Origin of the sequence: Planotetraspora thailandica (genome assembly GCF_016863335.1) — a bacterium.
GTDB classification, from domain to species: Bacteria; Actinomycetota; Actinomycetes; order Streptosporangiales; family Streptosporangiaceae; genus Planotetraspora; species Planotetraspora thailandica.
Genome location: NZ_BOOR01000071.1, coordinates 16999 through 34242, shown reverse-complemented (window position 1 = coordinate 34242; position 17244 = coordinate 16999). Strand labels below are relative to the sequence as shown.

Genomic DNA, 17244 nt, shown 5'->3' with positions numbered 1-17244 from the left:
CCGAACGCGAGGTTCCCCGCCGCTGTGCAGCGACGGGGAACCCGGGTAGCGGCGGATCAGAACAGGCGTGCCTGCGGGGTCGGCAGGTCCACCTTGGCGGGGCCGTGCCAGCCCTGCTTCTTGCCGAAGCCGGCGGTGTCCAGCGATGTGCCGGTCACCAGCGGCAGCGTGATCTTGCTCTTGGCCAGGTCGACGGTGACCGCGGCCCCGGTGGCCGCGTCACGGACGTAGCTGGAGTCGGTGCCCGCGAGGATCACGCCCAGCCGGTGGCCCTGCTTGAAGGTGTAGTCCTGCGGCAGGGTGTCCCACGTGACGGTGCCAGACTCCCCGGCAGGCAGGGGGGACGACGTCGTCAGCGAGTCGCGGTTCTGCACGTCGATCCAGCCGCGGGCCACGATCTCCAGCGGCCGGGTCGCCACCCTCGTGGTGGTCGTCCGGTAGCAGGCGTCGTCGGCTTCGGTGCTCTCGCCGTAACAGGTCTCGTCGGTGTTGGTCGTGATGCCGCCTCCGGAGCGCCAGTCGACCCGGGCCTCCTCGCCGAAGTCGACGAGCAGGGCGGTGAGGTTGGAGGTCGGCTTGTCCAGTGTGACCTTCAGGGAGACCGTGGGGGTTCCGGACATCCGCAGGTCGACGGGGAGCTCGCCGGTCGTGAACGCGGCGCGGCCGGCGGCGGGGGTTCCCACGTCGGCGGTCATGGCGTTCTCCGACTGGCGGATGTCGGTGAACGTGGCGGTCGTGCCCTTGGCGCCCTTGGCGAGGCCGAGCGAGCCGTCCGCGGTGGGGCGGAAGGCGACCTTGTCCGTGTGGGGCGCCGGCCAGTCCTTCTGCGTGATCCAGGAGTCGGGGCCCGTCTGGATGTCGGCCCGCGGTTCCTGCATGATCCCGTTCTTCACGCCGTACAGCCAGTAGTCGAACCAGCGGTGCAGGGTGTCGACCCAGACGTCGCGGCGGTAGTCGAACGGGTCGACGTGCTCGTACTGCCCGAGCCAGATCTTGCGCGGCACGTTCCTGTCGCCGAGCGCGTCCCACCAGGTGGAGAGGTTGTCGGTCTTGACGTTGAGGTCGTTGAGCGTGTGCACCGCGAAGACGCTGGCGCGGACCTTCCGTACGTCGGAGACCGTCCCGTGGAGGTAGTCGCGCTCCTGCCAGAACGCGTTGTAGTTGCCGGTGTCGTCGCCGGCGGCCGCGTCCAGGCCCGCGCGTACGGCGGCGCACTTGGCGTCGGGATCGGTGTCGACCACGTTGGTGAGGTAGGACGGGTAGTTGTAGTTGTAGACAACGCCGTTCATCCGCTGGTAGCGGTACCACGAGCTGATCGCGTTGATCGGCACGATGGTTTCGAGCCCCTTGACGCCCGTGGCGGCGACGGCGTTGGCGAGGGTGCCGTCGTACGACTTGCCGATCATGGCGGCCTTGCCGGTGGTCCAGGTCGCCTTGACCGGGTTCCCTGCGGCGTCGTAGGCCTTCGCCCGGCCGTTCAGCCAGTCGATGACGGCCTTGCCGCCGAGCACGTCGGCCTTGCCGCCCATGTCCGGGCATCCGTCGGACTTCGTCGTACCGATCATGTCCACGTCGAGTACGGCGTAGCCGCGCGGCACGAAGTAGTTGTCGTAGAACAGGGGGAATTTGAGCGGGTTGCCGGCGGCGTCGTAGGTCTTGCGCTCCGACTCGTTGCCTCGGCCCGAGTTGTCGTAGTAAGGGCTCTCATCGATGATCACCGGGACCTTGAGGCCCTGGTTCGACTCCTTCGGCCGGATGATGTCGACCCGGACGCGGTCGTTGGCGCCGTCTCCGTCGCTGTCCACGCTCGATTCGACGTAGACGTATTCGCGAACGGCGTCGGCGTAGGAGAAGACGGGCTGGGTGACTCCCTGCTTGACCTGGATCTCTGGCTTGGCCTCCGCCTGCGCGGGAGCGGTTCCCACGACCGTGGCCAGCGCCGCCGCGAGGGCGAGAGCGGGAACGACTCGCCGAAGTGATTCGGGCACGCAAATCCTCCCGGATTACCGGAAATAAGGACGATTGCGCGCAACTTTCACTCTTGATTACAAAGCTGACAAGATCCCTTTATCTCTTGTATACCGCCTTGCGGCCGATACGTGACATGCGGAGCCCTGGGACGGTCGCCGATCAGGACCTGTCGGTGAGCCACTCCTGGACGTACCGGCGGGCGTGGTGGACCCGGGATTCCACGGTGCCCAGCGGAAGCCCCGTGCGCTCGGCGGTCTCCGTTCGTTCACACCGGAGTTCAAGGCCAAGATCGTCGAGCTGTGTCAGCGGGGTAACTCGGTCAACCAGCAGGGATGATCCCGGCTCCCCGACGCACCGGGGAGCCGGGATCGCCCGTCAGTTGTGGTGAGGGTCGTCAGTGGTCCAGCCCGCCTGCATGACGCCCTGCTCGAACAGCACCGATCCGGGCCCGAGCCCGCGGTACGACCCGTCGACGACGGTCTCCTTGTCCCCGATCACCGTGTAGGTCTCGGGGTCGAGGATGACGCGGTATTCGAACTTGGCGCCGCTGTCGTCGATCATGTTGCCTTCGGCGGCGATCCCGATGCCGGTGCGGCCGTCAAGCGACTTCACCGTGCCCACGCTGCGCACACCCGGCAGGTCGGCGAGCACGCGGAACGCCTTGGCCCTGATCTGCGGAGAGGCGGGCTGCTCGATCAGGAAGTCGAACCCCTGCGCCAGCTTGTTGGCGGGGCTCTTGCCCGGGGCCGTCGGGGGGAACAGCAACTCCTCGAAGCGCTGGGGGTCGGAGGCGATCTTCTCCTTCTCCGCCCAGCTCATCCGAGCGCTCGGGGGACACTTCGCAGCGGCCTCCGCTCTGGCGCACAGCTGCTTGAGCTCCTCTGCGGAGTACTTCTTGACCTTGGACGTCACCCGCCGCTCGGTCCACTGTCCGTCGGAGGTGGTGTAGGTGATGAAGTCGGCGTTGTTGCGCACCTTGAACGACGTCGGCGAGCCGGCCCTCTGCCAGGCGGCCTTGTCCGCCGCCGTCGCCGGGTAGGAGGCCAGGTCCCGCTGGTAGGTGACGTCGGTCTCACTGTCCGACGCCGACTGCCACCCGTCGAACTCGCCCGGGCTGAAGATCGTGTAGTCGGCCCCGTCGACCCGGCCGCCGGATCCGCTGATCATGTGCAGCCTCCAGAACCGGCCGGCCGGCTCGGCCGCGGCCTGGTCCGCCGCCGCCAGCAGGATCGACCGGGCCGACAGCTCCCGTCCCGCGACGGGCGCCGTTCCCGAGCCGGATCCGATGCCGACAGCCGCGACGCCGACGGCCGCCGCGGCGGCGGTGGCGAGCAGCCCCACGCCGACGGCGCCCCGGCGGCGCAGGAACCCGTATCGCGACGGCGTGCGCGCACCGGCCTCGCCGGCGAGCCGCGCCCGGATCCGGGCTTCCATCCGGGCGTCAGGAGCGACCTCGCCGTAGACCTCGCGCACCGTCTTCAGGTCATCCATCGTGCTTCTTCTCTCCTGAAATATCCGTCATGTCATGCATGGGGTTGGTATCGCCGATTACGGCGCGTACCTTCTTCCTCGCCCGGCTCAGCCGCGATCCGACGGTTCCGTACGGAATGCCGAGGGAGGCGGCGACCTCCTCGTGGGTCAGCCCGGCCAGGGCCACCAGCAGCAACACGTCGCGGTCGCCGTCGTTGAGCGAGGCGATCGCCCTGGCCAGCGCCGGCTTCAGCCGCTGTGCGGTGACGCTGGCCACGACCCGGAGCTCGGGGCCTTCCGCGGGCGGCTCCGGACCCTGCCTGCCCATGGCCCGCAGCGTGCGCATCTCGTGCCGCCGCTGCTTGTTGATCCTGTTGGTGGCGATGCCGTACAACCACGGGCGCACGCCGCCACGACCGGCGTCATAACGCGACCTGTTGCGAAAAGCTGTGAGAAACGTCTCAGCGACGACGTCCTCCGCCATGCTCGGCCCCAGACGGCTGACCACATAACGGTGGATCTCGGCGAAGTGAGCGTCGAATATCGCGGCGAAGCGTTCAGGTTCGGCATGGGACAGCCGCATCTCAGCTGACTCGTCCAGCCAGGGCGGGGCGGTCACGGAGGGCTCCCTGTCATCGGTCGCCTTTCGACGGGGTGAAAGCGGTCAGTGTGTGTAGCCCGATCCCCGCATCCGCTTTCACGCCTGTCGCGAGACTCGTCCGGCGGGAGACGGCGACGCCGGCCGGCGATGTGTGCCGACCAGCATTCCAGCACGTACGGCCACCTCAGAAGCCGGGCAGGCACCTTTACGCTGTAGATCAACAGGTGGAACTTCTTGCTTTCCCCCTGACAGGTGATAGCTTGCTGGCAGCTCAAGACGGGCGGTCATATTGAACGGCGAAAGGATCAGCCAATGAAGATCGAGAATGCGGTGGCGGTGGTCACCGGTGGCAACAGGGGGCTCGGGCGGCATTTCGTCACGCAGCTGATCGACCGAGGCGCCAAGGTGTACGCCGCCGCCCGGCGGCCCGAGACCGTCGACGTGCCCGGCGCGGTGCCGCTGGAGCTCGACCTCACCAAGCCGGAGACTGTGACGAATGCCGCGCTGATCGCGGCGGACGCCACCCTGCTCATCAACAATGCGGGCATCTCCACCCACACGCCGCTCATCGACGGCGACTTCGACCGGATCCGCCTGGAGATGGAGACCAACTACTTCGGCCCTCTCGGCGTCACCCGCGCGTTCGCGCCGATCATCGAGGCCAACGGCGGGGGCGCGGTTCTCAACGTGCTGTCCGCGCTGTCGTGGTACCACCCGGCGGGCTACGGCGCGTACGCCGCGGCGAAGGCCGCGTCATGGGCGATGGCCAACGTGGCCCGGGAGCAACTGGCCCCCAAGGGCATCCACGTGGCGAGCCTCCACATCGGTTACATCGACACCGACATGTCCTCCTACGTCGCGCCGGAGAACAAGACGGACCCGGCCGTCGTCGCCGCGGCCGCACTGGACGGGATCGAGGCCGGCCTCACCGAGATCCTCGCCGACGAGCCCAGCCGCAACGCCAAGCGGAGTTTGAGCGCGACACCCGCCTGAGCGTCGCACGGCAGGCCGGGCCGCGCTGCTCCAGTGTCAGCGCGGCCCGGCACGGGCACAGCACGGTCAGGACGCGTGTCCCGCGGCGGGTTCGGGCATGCCCGACGCGTGCCTTCCACCGGCCGCACCGTGACCGGCCGTGGAGCGCGACCGCATGAGAAGCACACCCGCGACCGACGTCACCAGGCTCAACCCCGCACCGATCACCCAGGCCAGCCGGAAGCCGCCCACCGATCCGGCGTCCACGCGCGCGCCGATGATCGTCACCAGTACGGCGACACCCACGGTGGAGGCGATCTGCCGGACCGAGTTGACCAGGGCGGATCCGGTCGCGGCCCGCCCCGCCGGCAGGGACTGGACTCCGGCGGCGACGAGCGTGCCCATGGCGAGACCGACGCCCACGCCGGAAAGGATCATGCTGGGGAGCAGGTCGCGCAGGTAATCGGGTGTGGTGGAGACGAACACGGCCCGCCATGCCATCCCCGCCGCGAACAAGACGCCGCCCGCCGCGACCAGGGGCCCGTGGCCGAGCCTCCGTACGGCACGAGCCGTCAGAACGGTGACGATCGGCACCAGCGCGGGGCCGGGGACCAGGGCGAGCCCGGTGCGCAGCGCGCTCCAGTGCCACACGTCCTGGCACCACAACACGTTGGACAGCAGCATCATCGCGAACGCGACGCCGAAGACGAACGTGCCCACACTCGACGATCCGAAGGCGGGCAGGCGCAGCAGGTGCAGTTCCAGCAGCGGGCTCGCGTGACGCGCGGACCGCAGCCAGAACCACGCGCCGCCGACGGCCGCGGCCGCGAGCAGCCCCAAGGTGCCGGGGGACGCCCAGCCCCAGGAGGGCGCCTGTACGAGCGCGCCGGACAACGCCGCGACGGTGGCGGTGACGAGCACGGCGCCCCAGACGTCGGGCAGGGGGCCCTTCTCCCGCGATCCGGTGCGGGGCAGGACGGCCAGCCCGGCGACGACGGTGAACACGCCGATCGGGACGTTCACGATGAAGACCCACCGCCAGTCGATCTGCACCAGCAGCCCGCCGAGCACCGGCCCGGCGGCCGCCGCGAGACCGCCGAACGCGGCCCAGGTGCGGGTCGCCCCGGTCCTCCTCTCGACGGGCACGGACGCGAGCAGCAACGCCAGCGAGGTCGGCAGCTGCGCGGCGGCACCCGCCGCCTGCACGACCCGGGCCAGCACCAGCAGCCACAACGTCGGCGCGAGCGCGCACGCCACGGAGGCGAGGGTGAACGCGACGACTCCGGAGACGAACACGGGCCGCTGCCCGACGCGGTCGCCGATCCTGCCGATCACCACGAGCAGCGCGGCAAGGGTGATGGCGTAGGCGTTCAGCACCCACGACAGGTCGCTCAACGAGGCGGGATGGCCGCCGTGGGAGTAGCTCGACCCCATGGCCGGCAACGCCACGTTGACGATCCAGAGGTCGAGGTTGGTCATGAATACGGCCAGCACCACAACGAAAGCCGCCATACGAGAGCGGTTTGATATTCCAACTTCCGACGTCATGAGGGGGACCATAACGACTGTCTGGTTTGAATTGCAAACCGCGAAGTGCCAAGGTTGAGACATGTCCACTGCACGCCGCGACCCGGCCACCCTCCCCGGGCGCCCCTGCTCGATCGCCTCCGCCCTGGAACTCGTCGGGGACCGGTGGGCGCTGCTCGCCATCCGCGAGGTGATGTTCGGCAACCACCGGTTCGGCGAGATCGCGCGCAACACCGGCGCGCCGCGCGACCGCCTGGCAGCGCGGCTGAAGGACCTGGTCGAGGCGGGCGTGCTCGAACGGCGGCCGTCGGAGCAGGACCCGCGCTACGAGGCCTACCACCTGACCGAGGCCGGCCACGAGCTGGGACCGGTCACCCGGGCCCTGCTGGCCTGGGGCGACAAGTGGGCCGTGACGTCGCCGCCCATGAAGATGCTGCACCACGACCACCCGCTGACCGCCCGCACGATCTGCACGACCTGCGGGGAACCGGTCGACCCCCGCGACGTCACCCGCGAGATGACGCTCCCAGACTGGAACCTGGCCGGCCCCGTCACGGCCGGGAGCACCCCGCGAGGAGACCGTCATGCGCATTGAGAACCGGCTGACCGAGCTCGGGCTGGCGTTGCCCGACCCCATGCGCCTCCCGCCGGGCGTCGAGCTGCCCTTTCCGTGGGTCCGGGTTCGGAAGGGACGCGCATTCGTCTCCGGTCACGGCCCGCTGCTCGGCGACGGCTCCCTGGCCGGCCCGCTCGGCAAGGTCGGCGCGCAGGTGACGCAGGAGCAGGCCTACGACGCGGCCCGCCTCACCGCCCTCGCGATCCTGTCCAGTCTCCGGCGCGAACTCGGCGACCTGGACCGGGTCACGGCCTGGCTGAGGGTCTTCGGCATGGTGAACGCGGCGCCCGGCTTCACCAACGCGCCCGCGGTGATCAACGGGTTCTCCGACCTGATCCTGGACCTGTGGGGGCCGGAGGCCGGCAGTCACGCCCGCTCCGCCGTCGGCCTGGCCGAGCTGCCCTTCGGAATTCCCGTTGAGATCGAGGCGGAGGTCGCGATAGACGATTGAGCGACCGGACACCGGTCCGACATCCCCCAGGAGAGACACGTGCCCGAGCTTCGACTACCCGACCTTTTCGACCCGGGCGAACTCGCGGAGGCGATCGAGCGCGGACACGTGCGACGCGAATCCCACCCCACACTGCCGCTCGACATCTACAACTACACGGAGCGCTGCGCCTACGACCGGGCGTGGACCACCGTGACGCGCACCTGCCGGGGGCTGATCGTGGGGCACGACGGGCTCGTGGTGGTCCGCGGGTTCGAGAAGTTCTGGAACCACGGCGAACCGTGGGACGGCCCTCCGGACCTGACCGCGCCGGTCGAGGTCATGGACAAGGCCGACGGTAGCCTCGGCCTCCTGTTTCCGAGGCCCGGCGGATGGGCGGTCGCCACGCGCGGCTCGTTCGTCAGCGAGCAGGCCAGGCACGCGAGCGAACTGCTCCGCTCCCGCTACCCGGACTTCTCCCCTCCGGAGGGCATGACCGTCCTGGTCGAGATCGTCTATCCGGGCAACCGGATCGTCTGCGACTACGGCGACCTCGACGACCTCATCCTGCTCGGCGCCGTCGAGACCGCGACGGGAGTCGCGCGCGGACCGGACGCCGTGCCGTACTGGCCGGGGCCGCGCGTCCAGGTCTTCCCCGCCGCGACCCTGGCCGAGGCGCTGGCGCTGCCGCCGCGGCCGGGCGCCGAGGGCCTGGTGGTCAGGACGCTCGCCACCGGCCGCCTCACCAAGATCAAACAGGCCGACTACCTCGCCCTCCACGCCGTCGTCACCCAGACGTCCGCACGGGTCATCTGGGAGTTCCTCGCCGTCGACGCGTGCAAGGACGTCGTGCTCCAGCCCAAGCACTGGGGCTCTGCGGTCGGCGTCACGCCCGAGCGCGCGGCCGAGATCCTGCGGGTCGGGCCCGACTGGGAGGAGCGGTTCATCGCGGGCGTGCCCGATGAGTTCCACGCCTGGGTGCGTTCGACGGCCACCGGCCTGCGCGAGAGCGCCCGGGCGCTGGAGGCCGAGCTCGGCGGCCTGGTCGCCGGACTCCGTGAACGGTACGGCGCCGACCGGCGCGGCCTGGCGAGCGCCGTGCGCGGGCACGAGCACGCGGGGGCGTTGTTCCGGCTCTACGACGGCAGGGAGATCACCACGTACGTGTGGCGGGCGCTGTATCCCCCGGCCTCCCGGTCGTGGGGTGAGCGACCGGAGGCGGTCGCCTGACCGGCGGGATTCACGGGAGCGCCGGGCGACTCGCTAGCCTGATGGCGCGATGAACCGTTTCACGACGTCGAGGGGCGATCTCGACCTCACCCGTTTCCCCGAGGACCCACGCGACCCGTTCCGCGCCTGGGACGCCGCCGACGAATACCTCCTGCGGCACCTCGACGGGATCGACGGCGCGCCGGCCGACCTCTCGGGAACCGTGGTCGTGCTCGGCGACCGGTGGGGCGCCCTGGTCACCGCGCTCGCCGGGCACCGTCCGGTGCAGATCACCGATTCCCTCCTCACGCAGGAGGCGACCCGGGCCAATCTGGCCCGCAACCGCCCTGACGCGGAAGGGGTGCGTCTCCTCACGACCAGGGACGAGCCCCCGGGGCGGATCGACGTGCTCCTGGTCCGCGTCCCCAAGAGCCTCGCGCTCCTTGAAGACCAGCTGCACCGCCTCGCGCCCGGCGTGCACCCGGGCACCCTCGTCGTCGGCACGGGCATGGTCACCGAGATCCACACCTCGACGCTGCGGCTGTTCGAGCAGATCATCGGCCCGACGAAAACGTCGCTGGCGGCGAAGAAGGCCCGGCTCATCTTCTGCACCCCCGACCCCGGGCTCACCCCCGGGCCGGGTCCGTGGCCGCACAGCTACGCCCTGCCGGACGGGGTCGGCGCCGCCTCCGGCCTGACCGTCGTCAACCACGCGGGCATCTTCTGCGCCGACCGCCTCGACGTCGGCACCCGCCTGTTCCTGCGTCACCTCCCCCACCGCCGCGGTCGTGAACGCGTCGTCGACCTGGGCTGCGGCAACGGTGTGCTCGGCCTGGCCGCGGCGTTGGACAACGCCGCGGCCGAGGTCGTCTTCGTCGACGAGTCGCACCAGGCGCTGGCCTCCGCGGAGGCCACGTGGCGGGCGAACGTCTCCTCTCCCGCCGAGTTCCTCGCGGCCGACGGCATGTCGGCCGTCCCTGACGGCACCGTGGATCTGGTGCTGAACAACCCGCCGTTCCACACCCACCGGGCGACGACCGACGCCACGGCCTGGCGCATGTTCACCGGCTCCCGTACGGCGTTGCGCCGGGGCGGCGAGTTGTGGGTGGTCGGCAACCGGCACCTCGGCTACCACGTGAAACTGCGGCGCCTTTTCGGAAACTGCCAGGTCGTCGCGAGCGACCCGAAGTTCGTCGTGCTGCGCGCGGTGAAGCGGTGACCGCCCTCTCCGGCGACGGGCCCGACCGCGCCCGCCGCGCCGCGGGCGCTGTGGTCGGCTCGGCGGTGGGCGACGCGTTGGGCGCCCCGTTCGAGTTCGGCCCTGCCGGGGCGTTCTCCCGCCGATTCCCCGAGGGCACCACGGGCGGCGAGATGTGCGGAGGGGGTGGCTGGGACCCGGGTGAGGCGACCGACGACACGCAGATGGCGGTGCTCGTCGCCGAGTCGTTGCTGGAGCGCGGTGGACTCGACCTGCCGGACATGTTCGCCCGCTTCCAGCGGTGGGCCGCGTCGGAGCCGAAGGACATCGGGCTGCAGACCGAACAGGTGCTGACGGGCGGCCTGGCCTGGGACGACGCTTCCGCGATCCATTTCCAGACGACCGGGCGCGCGGCCGGCAACGGGGGCCTGATGCGCGCGGCCACCTCCGCGGTGTACTTCGCCCATCACGGCCAGGAGGCGACGACGGCCGCCGCCCGCCGCATCACCGCGCTCACCCACGGTGACTCCGCGGTGTGGGAGGGCACGGCCGTCTTCCACGAGCTCGTCCGGGTGGCGCTGGAGGGCGCCGATCCCGTCGCCGCCGTCCCTCGGACTCTCGCGCTCGTCAGACCTGATCACCGATCGCGGTACGCCACCGTGCTCGCCGACGGCTGGCACCCCGACCAGGCCACCGAGTTCAACGGCGCCGTGTGGCCGTGCCTCGGCTCGGCCGTGTGGGCACTGCGCACCACCGGCTCCTACGAGGCCGCGGTCCGCGCCGCCGTCGACCTGGGCGGGGACACCGACACCGTCGCCGCGGTCACCGGCGGCCTCGCCGGCGCGTGGTACGGAGTCGATGCGATCCCCACCCGCTGGACCGAACCCCTGCACGTGCCGCTGCCGGGCTCGGACGGGCGGGTGCTTCGCCTGGCGGAACTGCTCGACCTCGCCCGGCGCCTCGCCGCCTGACGACGCTCCCGGCTATCGTCCGTCGCGCGTCTGGGTGACGGCCTCGCGGACACGTTCCCTGAGCCAGGCGTGGGCGCCGTCGCGGTCATATCGCGGATGCCACGCCTGGGAGATCTGGATGTCCGGCACGTCCGCCGGGATGTCGAAGGCGGTGAGGCCGAGCGCCGCGACGGAGCCGCGGCAGAGCGTCTCCGGCACCATCCCCACGAGGTCGGTGCCGAGCACCACGAACAGCGCGGCGGCGAACGTGGGCACCGACGCGGCCACCACCCGGGTCAGCCCGCGCGCGGCGAGTGCCGTGTCCACCGGCCCCTCCAGACGTCCGCGCCGCGACACCGACAGATGGCGGGCGGCGGCGAAGCGGCGCGCCGTCATCCTGCCGTCCGCCAGCGCGTGCCCCGGCCGGACCACCGCGACCAGCCGGTCGCGCATCAGGGGTTCGACCGTGGTCTCGGGTGGCGCGTCGCCGATCTCCCCGATCTCCAGGGCCACGTCGCCGTGCCGGAGACCGGCGGTCTCCGTCGGAGCCTCCGCCATGAAGCGCAACGCCACGCCGGGGGCCTCCTCGCGGACCCGCGCCAGCAGCCGCGGACCGACACCGTGCACGATCTCGTCATGCGCAAGCAGGACGAACGACCTGTTCAAGGCGCCGGGATCGGGCACGGCCTCCCGGCTGAACAACGCCTGGGCCTCCTCGACGACGGCGTGCACGCGCGAACGCAGGGCCAGCGCCCGCGGTGTCGGAACCATCTCCCTGCCGGCCCGGACCAGCACAGGATCGCCGAGCGTCTTCCTGATCCTGCCGAGGGTACGGCTCATCGCGGGGACGGACAGGTGCAGGCGGCCCGCCGCCGCGGTGACGCTGTTCTCCTCCAGCAGGGCGTCCAGGGCGATCAGCAGATTCAGGTCGAGCTGGTCCATGCGGGCAAATTATCCGAGGGCTGCTGCCTCAACAATGCGTCCTGAGCTGAGAATTTGCGTTCAGGTAAACCTTCCCTTCGAGAACATGCATTTGAACGCAACTGTGGCTCCTGCCTAATCTGGCGATCGCGGCCCCACGAAGGAGTGACGACGACCCGGCCTGCCGTACGAACAGGAGGTCTGACGATGCCGTACCGCGACACCGCGCGCCCGCGGGTCTCGCACGCCGCGACGATCACCTCGATTTGCCGCCTCACTCCCCGCATGGTGCGGGTGACCGCCGCCGCCGAGTCGCTCGTCGGGGTTCAGATCCGCCCCGCCCAGGACATCGAGTTGCTGCTCGACGACGGCGACGGCCCGCGGGTCAAGCGCCGGTACACCGTCAGGCGCGCCCGCCCGGACGTCGGGGAGATCGACGTCGACGTGCTCGTCCACGGCCGCGGACCGGGCAGCCGCTGGGCGTCCACGACGCGACCCGGCGACGTCATGGAGTTCGTCGGCCCCCGGGGGAAACTAGAGCTGCGCCCGGCCGACTGGCATCTGTTCGCCTGCGACGAGGCCGGCCTTCCGGCCATCGCCGCGCTCATCGAGGCGATCGGGCGGCAGGCCACGACGCTCGTGCTGGCCGAGATCGGCTGCTCCTCCGACCGCCTTCCCCTCATGGCCACCTCGGTGCGCTGGCTCCACCGAGGACAGGACCCGGCCGGCACGCCCGCCCTCCTGGAACGCCAGATCACCGGCCTCTGTCCGCCTGAGGGCACCGGACGCGCCTACCTTTTCGGGGAGAGCCGCGTCGTCGCCGGGTTGCGCGGGCTCATGCCCGCACTCGGCCTCGCCCCTGAGGGAGTCTTCGCCAAGGGCTACTGGAACAGGCGACCTTGATCTCGGATTGTGAGGCCATTGACGATCTTACGCATATGCCGCTTCTTGCTCAGACATCCTGAGCGCGACTGCCGCCGCGCATTCGCACGGTGAGCTTCCCCGCCGCGGACATCGCGTTCTGCAGAGACAACTCGGCCGTCTCACCATTGGCGATCACCAGGCCGATGCCACCTCGTTGATCGATGGTGGTGGGAATCACTTCACCGGAGCTGCGGCCCAGATACAGCTCGGGTGCGCCGGGATGGTCGGAAAGCGTCCCCGTCCCGTCGATCGCTTCGAAGACGCCGGTCCTGGGCGCATAGATCGCAACCGCCGTCGCCCCCTGGCGGATCTCGGGTCGGATGTCCATCACCTGCGGACGACGCCCCAGGGCCAGGTCGACGAATGCGCTGTGGAAGTTGATGCCGAGAGATCGGTTGACGCACTCGCCGATCAGTGCGCCGCCTATTCTTGCGTTGATCTCCACAATCTCGAAGCCTTCGGTGGTGACGATGAACTCGGTGTGCGTCACCCCGTCGTAATCGACCGAGGAAAGGATCTCCGAGATCCATTCCGCCAGCGCGGCCTGCTTGGCCTCGGGAAAGAGAACGGGAAAGCTGGAGATCTCTTCCCGGAAGTACGGCTCCGGTGAGAGAGCGCGGCTGGAAACACCAATGATCTTTGTCTCGCCCTTCCAGCTGACCGTCTCAGCGCTGTACATCGGGCCGATGAAGTACGGTTCGACCGCCAACGCCTCGCCCCTGAGGTCGTCCGCCTCCCGGGCGACGGTCAGCACGCATGCCAGCTCCTTGGAGTTCCGTACCAGCCACACATTCTGGCTCGCGCTGCCCGCGACGTCCTTCACGACGCATGGAAAGGGCAGAATCCGGGTGAGCTCTTCAAGGTCGGCCGTACGCGGATGGACGGTCAGTCCGGGGGAACGCGAGAAGCCGTTGTCGTAGAGGTGCCGGCGCAATAACGCCTTGTTCCGCATGAGTTCGACGGCTGCAGCGCTTTGATACGGCAGTCCCAGCCGCTGCGCCACGGCGAGTGCCTGCAGGCTCCACCGATCAGTCATCCGGACCACACCGGCGAGATCGGGAACTTCCCGCAGAATCTCGACCATCTTGTCGACGTCAGTCGTGTCGATATCGATGATGTCGATCTCGTCGGCGAGGCCGCTCGAAAATTCATAGGTGTATCGAGAACGGTCACCTGTGAGCAGAATCACTTCATGACCGCGCCCGGCGGCCGCCTCGACCAGATATCTCAGGCCGAAATTGACTGTTTCCACGACGGCGATAGCCACTGATGGACCTTCCAAGGCAGGCGATGCGTGCGGCATTCAGAATCGCCGGAAGCTCCCTGCCGTCGCATCGGAAGAATTCCGCATATCCCAGCCGCCGCGCCGTCCTGATCGGTTGCCGCCGGCCGCGCCGTCTCGGGTGAAATCCCCAGACGAAGTCGTCACCGCGTGCAGTGGCATGCTTGGGCCCATGGAGGTCAGATCAGTCAGCCCTGTCTTCGTGGGGCGGGGACCCGAGGTCGCCGAACTGAACCGGGCGGTCGAATCGGCCGACAGCGGGACGTCCCAGACCGTGCTTGTGCGCGGCGAGGCAGGGGTCGGCAAGACCCGGCTGATCGAGGAGCTGCTCCGCACCGTCGAAACCCGCCCGGCGGTCGTGGCGGTCGGTGGCTGCGTGGAGGTCGGCGGCGACGGCATCCCGTTCGCTCCGTTCTCCACGGCCCTACGAGCCCTTTGGCAGCAGTTACCCGAGGAGGTCCGGACGGCAAGCGCGGGTCAGGAGGAACTGCTCTCTCGGATGCTGCCGGACCTGAGGCCCTCCGCGCTCGTCGGGCACGGCGACGACGACAACGTCCGTCTCTTCGAGCTCACCGCCCGGATCTTGGAACGACTCGCGGAGAACCGTCTCATCGTCCTGGTCATCGAGGACCTCCAGTGGGCGGATGCTTCTTCCCGCCACCTGTTGGGCTACCTGTTCCGTTCCCGGCGCAACGGCCGCTTGTTGATCATTGCGAGCTACCGCTCCGACGACATCCACCGTCGCCATCCGCTGCGCTCTCTGCTCGCCGAAGTCGACCGTCTGCGATCGGTGCAACGCATCGAAGTACGCCGGTTCGACCGGGTCGAGGTCTTCAAACAGCTCACCGGGATCCTTCACGTCCAACCGGACCCCCACCTGCTCAGTGAGATATTCGAGCGATCCGACGGCAATGCCTTCTTCGTCGAAGAGCTCGCCCGTTCGTACCTCGAGCGCGGGCAGGTAGGACTGGACGATCTCCGCGATCTGCTGCTGGTACGGCTGGAGTCGCTGACGGAGAGCAGCCAGCGGGTAGCCCGGTTCGCCGCCGAAGGTGGTTCCGCCGTCGGGTATCGGCTGTTGCAGGCAGTGGCCGGCTTACCCGAAGACGAGTTGCTCGAGGCCCTGCGCGGCAGCGTCCTCGCACAGGTCCTCGTACCGGACCCGGATGGATCCAGCTACCGCTTCCGCCACTCGCTGGTTCGTGAGGCGGTGAGCGACAGCATCATGCCGGGCGAGCGTGCCCTGATCAACCGGAGGTACGCCGAGGCGCTGGAGGCGAACCCTTCGCTCGCCCGTGCGGGGGAGCTCGCCACCCGTCTGTCCCATCACTGGTACCACGCGCACGACGACGTGAAGGCCCTGCAGATGAGTCTGTCCGCCTCCGTCGAAGCGCGGAGCCGCTATGCGTACGCCGAGCAGCTGCGGTCGCTGGAACGCGCGATGGAGCTGTGGCACAAGGTGCCGGATCAAGCACGCCTCCGCCTGCCGCCGCTGGGGCCTACGGAGGTGTACCCCGCCCGCGACGGCCGGGACGACGAGGCGCGAGTGTGCCATGTGGACCTGCTCGCCGCCGCCACAAGCGCCGCTCGGCAGAGCGGGGATCCCGACCGGGCACTGAATCTGGCCCGCGAGGCGCTGCAGCTCCTTCCCCCGGACCGCGAACCGCTGCGCGCGACCTGGTTCTGGACGCAGCAGTCATTGCTGATGCAGGAACTGAATCGCAGTGACGGCTGGCAGGAGTTGAACACGGCCCTCGAGCTGGTGCGGGACTCGCCGCCGTCCGCGGTCCAAGCGGAGGTCCTTGTCCAGGTCGCCAACTGGCGTGTGCTCCATGGGGCGGGTCCGGAGAGCATGCCCGACGTCGAGCGCGCCGTGGACTGCGCCGTCCGGGTCGGTGCCGAAGACCTGGAACTCAACGCTCGCATCACACGATGCCGGCTGAAGGCCGAGCGTGACGTCGACGGCGAGAGCCTCGCCGAGCTCTACGAAGTGCGTCGACGAGCCGAGAGCCTCGGCGCTGTCGGCATGATCGGTCGCGTCAACACGAACCTGGTGTCGATTCTGGAGGGGATGGGCCGCTCTGAGGAGCTGGTCGCCGCGGCGCACCACGGCATCGAGGTGTGCCGTTTGCTCAACCTGGCCGAGGCCGAGGCGTGGGTGCACGGCAACCTGTCGGTGTCCCTCTTCTCGCTCGGGCGCTGGGCCGAGTCCGATGCCGCCCTCGATGAGGCGGCGGCGGTCGCCCAGTCATACAAGTCCCGAGGGCTCATCACGCATCGCCGGGCTCACATCCTGCTCGCCCGTGGGGAGGTCGATGCGGCGGCCGGCCAGCTCGCCGTGGCTCGGCGGCTACTCGGGACCGAGGATTTCCAGCCTCAGCTACTCTTCGGCCTGGTTCAGACCACGATGGAGCTGGCCGCCCGGCAGGGGCTGCTCGGCGACGCGCGGGCCGAGTTCCTCCGCGCCGACGCCACAGGTCTGACTTCCGGTCCGGTGCGTTACAGCCTGCCCATGCTGTGCGCCATCGCGGCGATCGAGGCTGACAACCGTGGATCGGCCACGGCCGCCGAGGCGCGTCCGGAAATCCTCGCCGCCGTCCGCCGCGCCGCCTCTCGACTTGACGTGGTGTTCCCCGTCTCCCAGGCGTTCCGGTGTCTGCTCGACGCCCAGCTGCAATGGGCAGAGAGTGGCGACGCCGTCGAGCTGTGGGCGGAGGCGGTTGCCGCCTTCGACGCGTTGCAGCGCCCGTACGAGCTGGGCATCGCCCATCTGGGGCACGCCCGCTCTCTCCTCGCCGCGCACCAGCGGGGCGAGGCACGCGACGCACTTGTCACGGCCCACCGGATCGCCGGCCGTCTCGGGGCTCGGCTGCTGAGCCGCGATGTCGAGGCACTGGCGCAGCAGGCCAACATCGCGCCGGCCGACAAACCGGCCAGTGCGCCACAGTCGAGCGACTCGGAGTCCCTTGGGCTCACCCAGCGGGAGTCGGAGGTGCTGGCGCTCATCGCCGCCGGATACAGCAACCGCCGGATCGCCGAGCGGCTCTACATCTCGCAGAAGACCGCCAGCACGCACGTCTCCAACATCCTGGCGAAGCTCGGCGTCTCGAGTCGGACGGAGGCTGCGGGAATCGCGTACCGCCGCGGCCTCGTGGATGGCTGAAGCACGCCGC

At 69.7% G+C, this 17244-nt stretch carries 14 protein-coding genes; 8 read left to right on the top strand and 6 right to left on the bottom strand.

The window, feature by feature from the left end; all coding sequences use genetic code 11:
* Nucleotides 1-56 precede the first annotated feature (56 nt).
* From Pth03_RS35630 to Pth03_RS35620, 3 genes are all read right to left on the bottom strand, one after another.
* Nucleotides 57-1988, bottom strand: coding sequence for a Xaa-Pro dipeptidyl-peptidase (locus Pth03_RS35630; protein ID WP_239119615.1), 1932 nt, complete (start codon nucleotides 1986-1988; stop codon nucleotides 57-59).
* A gap of 358 nt (nucleotides 1989-2346) precedes the next feature.
* Complete coding sequence (locus Pth03_RS35625) at nucleotides 2347-3462, bottom strand: CU044_5270 family protein (RefSeq protein WP_203948888.1); 1116 nt, start codon at nucleotides 3460-3462, stop codon at nucleotides 2347-2349.
* Nucleotides 3455-4060 (bottom strand): RNA polymerase sigma factor, encoded by a 606-nt coding sequence (locus Pth03_RS35620; protein ID WP_239119614.1) that lies wholly within the window; start codon nucleotides 4058-4060, stop codon nucleotides 3455-3457. Before Pth03_RS35620 ends, Pth03_RS35625 begins: the two co-directional genes overlap by 8 nt.
* A 294-nt stretch (nucleotides 4061-4354) precedes the next feature.
* Here Pth03_RS35620 and Pth03_RS35615 point away from each other — a divergent pair, with 294 nt between their 5' ends.
* Nucleotides 4355-5035 carry an SDR family oxidoreductase gene (locus Pth03_RS35615; RefSeq protein ID WP_203948887.1) on the top strand — a complete coding sequence of 227 codons (681 nt, stop codon included), beginning with the start codon at nucleotides 4355-4357 and terminating at the stop codon, nucleotides 5033-5035.
* Nucleotides 5036-5101: 66 nt separating this feature from the next.
* Here the strand turns inward: Pth03_RS35615 and Pth03_RS35610 are convergent, their stop codons facing one another.
* Nucleotides 5102-6526, bottom strand: a complete 1425-nt coding sequence (locus Pth03_RS35610; protein WP_203948886.1) for an MFS transporter — start codon at nucleotides 6524-6526, stop codon at nucleotides 5102-5104.
* 97 nt (nucleotides 6527-6623) lie between these two features.
* Between Pth03_RS35610 and Pth03_RS35605 the strand changes: the two genes are divergently transcribed.
* Genes Pth03_RS35605 through Pth03_RS35585 form a run of 5 tightly spaced genes read left to right on the top strand, consistent with a single transcriptional unit; the run spans nucleotide 6624 to nucleotide 10965 of the window.
* Complete coding sequence (locus Pth03_RS35605) at nucleotides 6624-7136, top strand: winged helix-turn-helix transcriptional regulator (RefSeq protein WP_203948885.1); 513 nt, start codon at nucleotides 6624-6626, stop codon at nucleotides 7134-7136.
* Nucleotides 7126-7608: a RidA family protein gene (locus tag Pth03_RS35600; protein WP_203948884.1), complete on the top strand. Its 483-nt coding sequence runs from the start codon at nucleotides 7126-7128 to the stop codon at nucleotides 7606-7608. Before Pth03_RS35605 ends, Pth03_RS35600 begins: the two co-directional genes overlap by 11 nt.
* A gap of 39 nt (nucleotides 7609-7647) precedes the next feature.
* The gene (locus Pth03_RS35595; protein ID WP_203948883.1) at nucleotides 7648-8817 is read left to right on the top strand and encodes an RNA ligase; all 1170 of its coding nucleotides are present in this window, start codon (nucleotides 7648-7650) and stop codon (nucleotides 8815-8817) included.
* A 49-nt stretch (nucleotides 8818-8866) separates the two neighbouring features.
* A complete protein-coding gene (locus tag Pth03_RS35590; RefSeq protein WP_203948882.1) occupies nucleotides 8867-10015 on the top strand; it encodes a methyltransferase in 1149 nt (382 codons plus the stop codon).
* Entirely contained in the window at nucleotides 10012-10965 is a 954-nt protein-coding gene (locus Pth03_RS35585; RefSeq protein ID WP_203948881.1) for an ADP-ribosylglycohydrolase family protein, read from the top strand. The genes Pth03_RS35590 and Pth03_RS35585 overlap by 4 nt, the downstream gene beginning before the upstream one ends.
* 12 nt (nucleotides 10966-10977) lie before the next feature.
* Here Pth03_RS35585 and Pth03_RS35580 read toward each other — a convergent pair whose 3' ends face one another.
* On the bottom strand, nucleotides 10978-11886 hold the full coding sequence (locus tag Pth03_RS35580; protein WP_203948880.1) for a LysR family transcriptional regulator: 909 nt from the start codon (nucleotides 11884-11886) through the stop codon (nucleotides 10978-10980).
* Between the two features lie 186 nt (nucleotides 11887-12072).
* Here Pth03_RS35580 and Pth03_RS35575 point away from each other — a divergent pair, with 186 nt between their 5' ends.
* Nucleotides 12073-12768: a siderophore-interacting protein gene (locus Pth03_RS35575; RefSeq protein WP_203948879.1), complete on the top strand. Its 696-nt coding sequence runs from the start codon at nucleotides 12073-12075 to the stop codon at nucleotides 12766-12768.
* A 49-nt stretch (nucleotides 12769-12817) separates the two neighbouring features.
* Here the strand turns inward: Pth03_RS35575 and Pth03_RS35570 are convergent, their stop codons facing one another.
* Nucleotides 12818-14056 carry an ATP-grasp domain-containing protein gene (locus Pth03_RS35570; protein WP_203948878.1) on the bottom strand — a complete coding sequence of 413 codons (1239 nt, stop codon included), beginning with the start codon at nucleotides 14054-14056 and terminating at the stop codon, nucleotides 12818-12820.
* A 187-nt stretch (nucleotides 14057-14243) separates the two neighbouring features.
* Here Pth03_RS35570 and Pth03_RS42265 point away from each other — a divergent pair, with 187 nt between their 5' ends.
* A complete protein-coding gene (locus tag Pth03_RS42265; RefSeq protein ID WP_203948877.1) occupies nucleotides 14244-17234 on the top strand; it encodes a helix-turn-helix transcriptional regulator in 2991 nt (996 codons plus the stop codon).
* The last annotated feature ends 10 nt before the right edge of the window (nucleotides 17235-17244 follow it).

Coding starts and splice junctions, on each gene's coding strand:
- Pth03_RS35590 (WP_203948882.1), top strand. CDS start 8,867: ATGAACCGTTTCACGACGTCGAGGGGCGATCTCGACCTCACCCGTTTC.
- Pth03_RS35580 (WP_203948880.1), bottom strand. CDS start 11,886: ATGGACCAGCTCGACCTGAATCTGCTGATCGCCCTGGACGCCCTGCTG.
- Pth03_RS35610 (WP_203948886.1), bottom strand. CDS start 6,526: ATGGCGGCTTTCGTTGTGGTGCTGGCCGTATTCATGACCAACCTCGAC.
- Pth03_RS42265 (WP_203948877.1), top strand. CDS start 14,244: ATGGAGGTCAGATCAGTCAGCCCTGTCTTCGTGGGGCGGGGACCCGAG.
- Pth03_RS35605 (WP_203948885.1), top strand. CDS start 6,624: ATGTCCACTGCACGCCGCGACCCGGCCACCCTCCCCGGGCGCCCCTGC.
- Pth03_RS35615 (WP_203948887.1), top strand. CDS start 4,355: ATGAAGATCGAGAATGCGGTGGCGGTGGTCACCGGTGGCAACAGGGGG.
- Pth03_RS35575 (WP_203948879.1), top strand. CDS start 12,073: ATGCCGTACCGCGACACCGCGCGCCCGCGGGTCTCGCACGCCGCGACG.
- Pth03_RS35625 (WP_203948888.1), bottom strand. CDS start 3,462: ATGGATGACCTGAAGACGGTGCGCGAGGTCTACGGCGAGGTCGCTCCT.
- Pth03_RS35600 (WP_203948884.1), top strand. CDS start 7,126: ATGCGCATTGAGAACCGGCTGACCGAGCTCGGGCTGGCGTTGCCCGAC.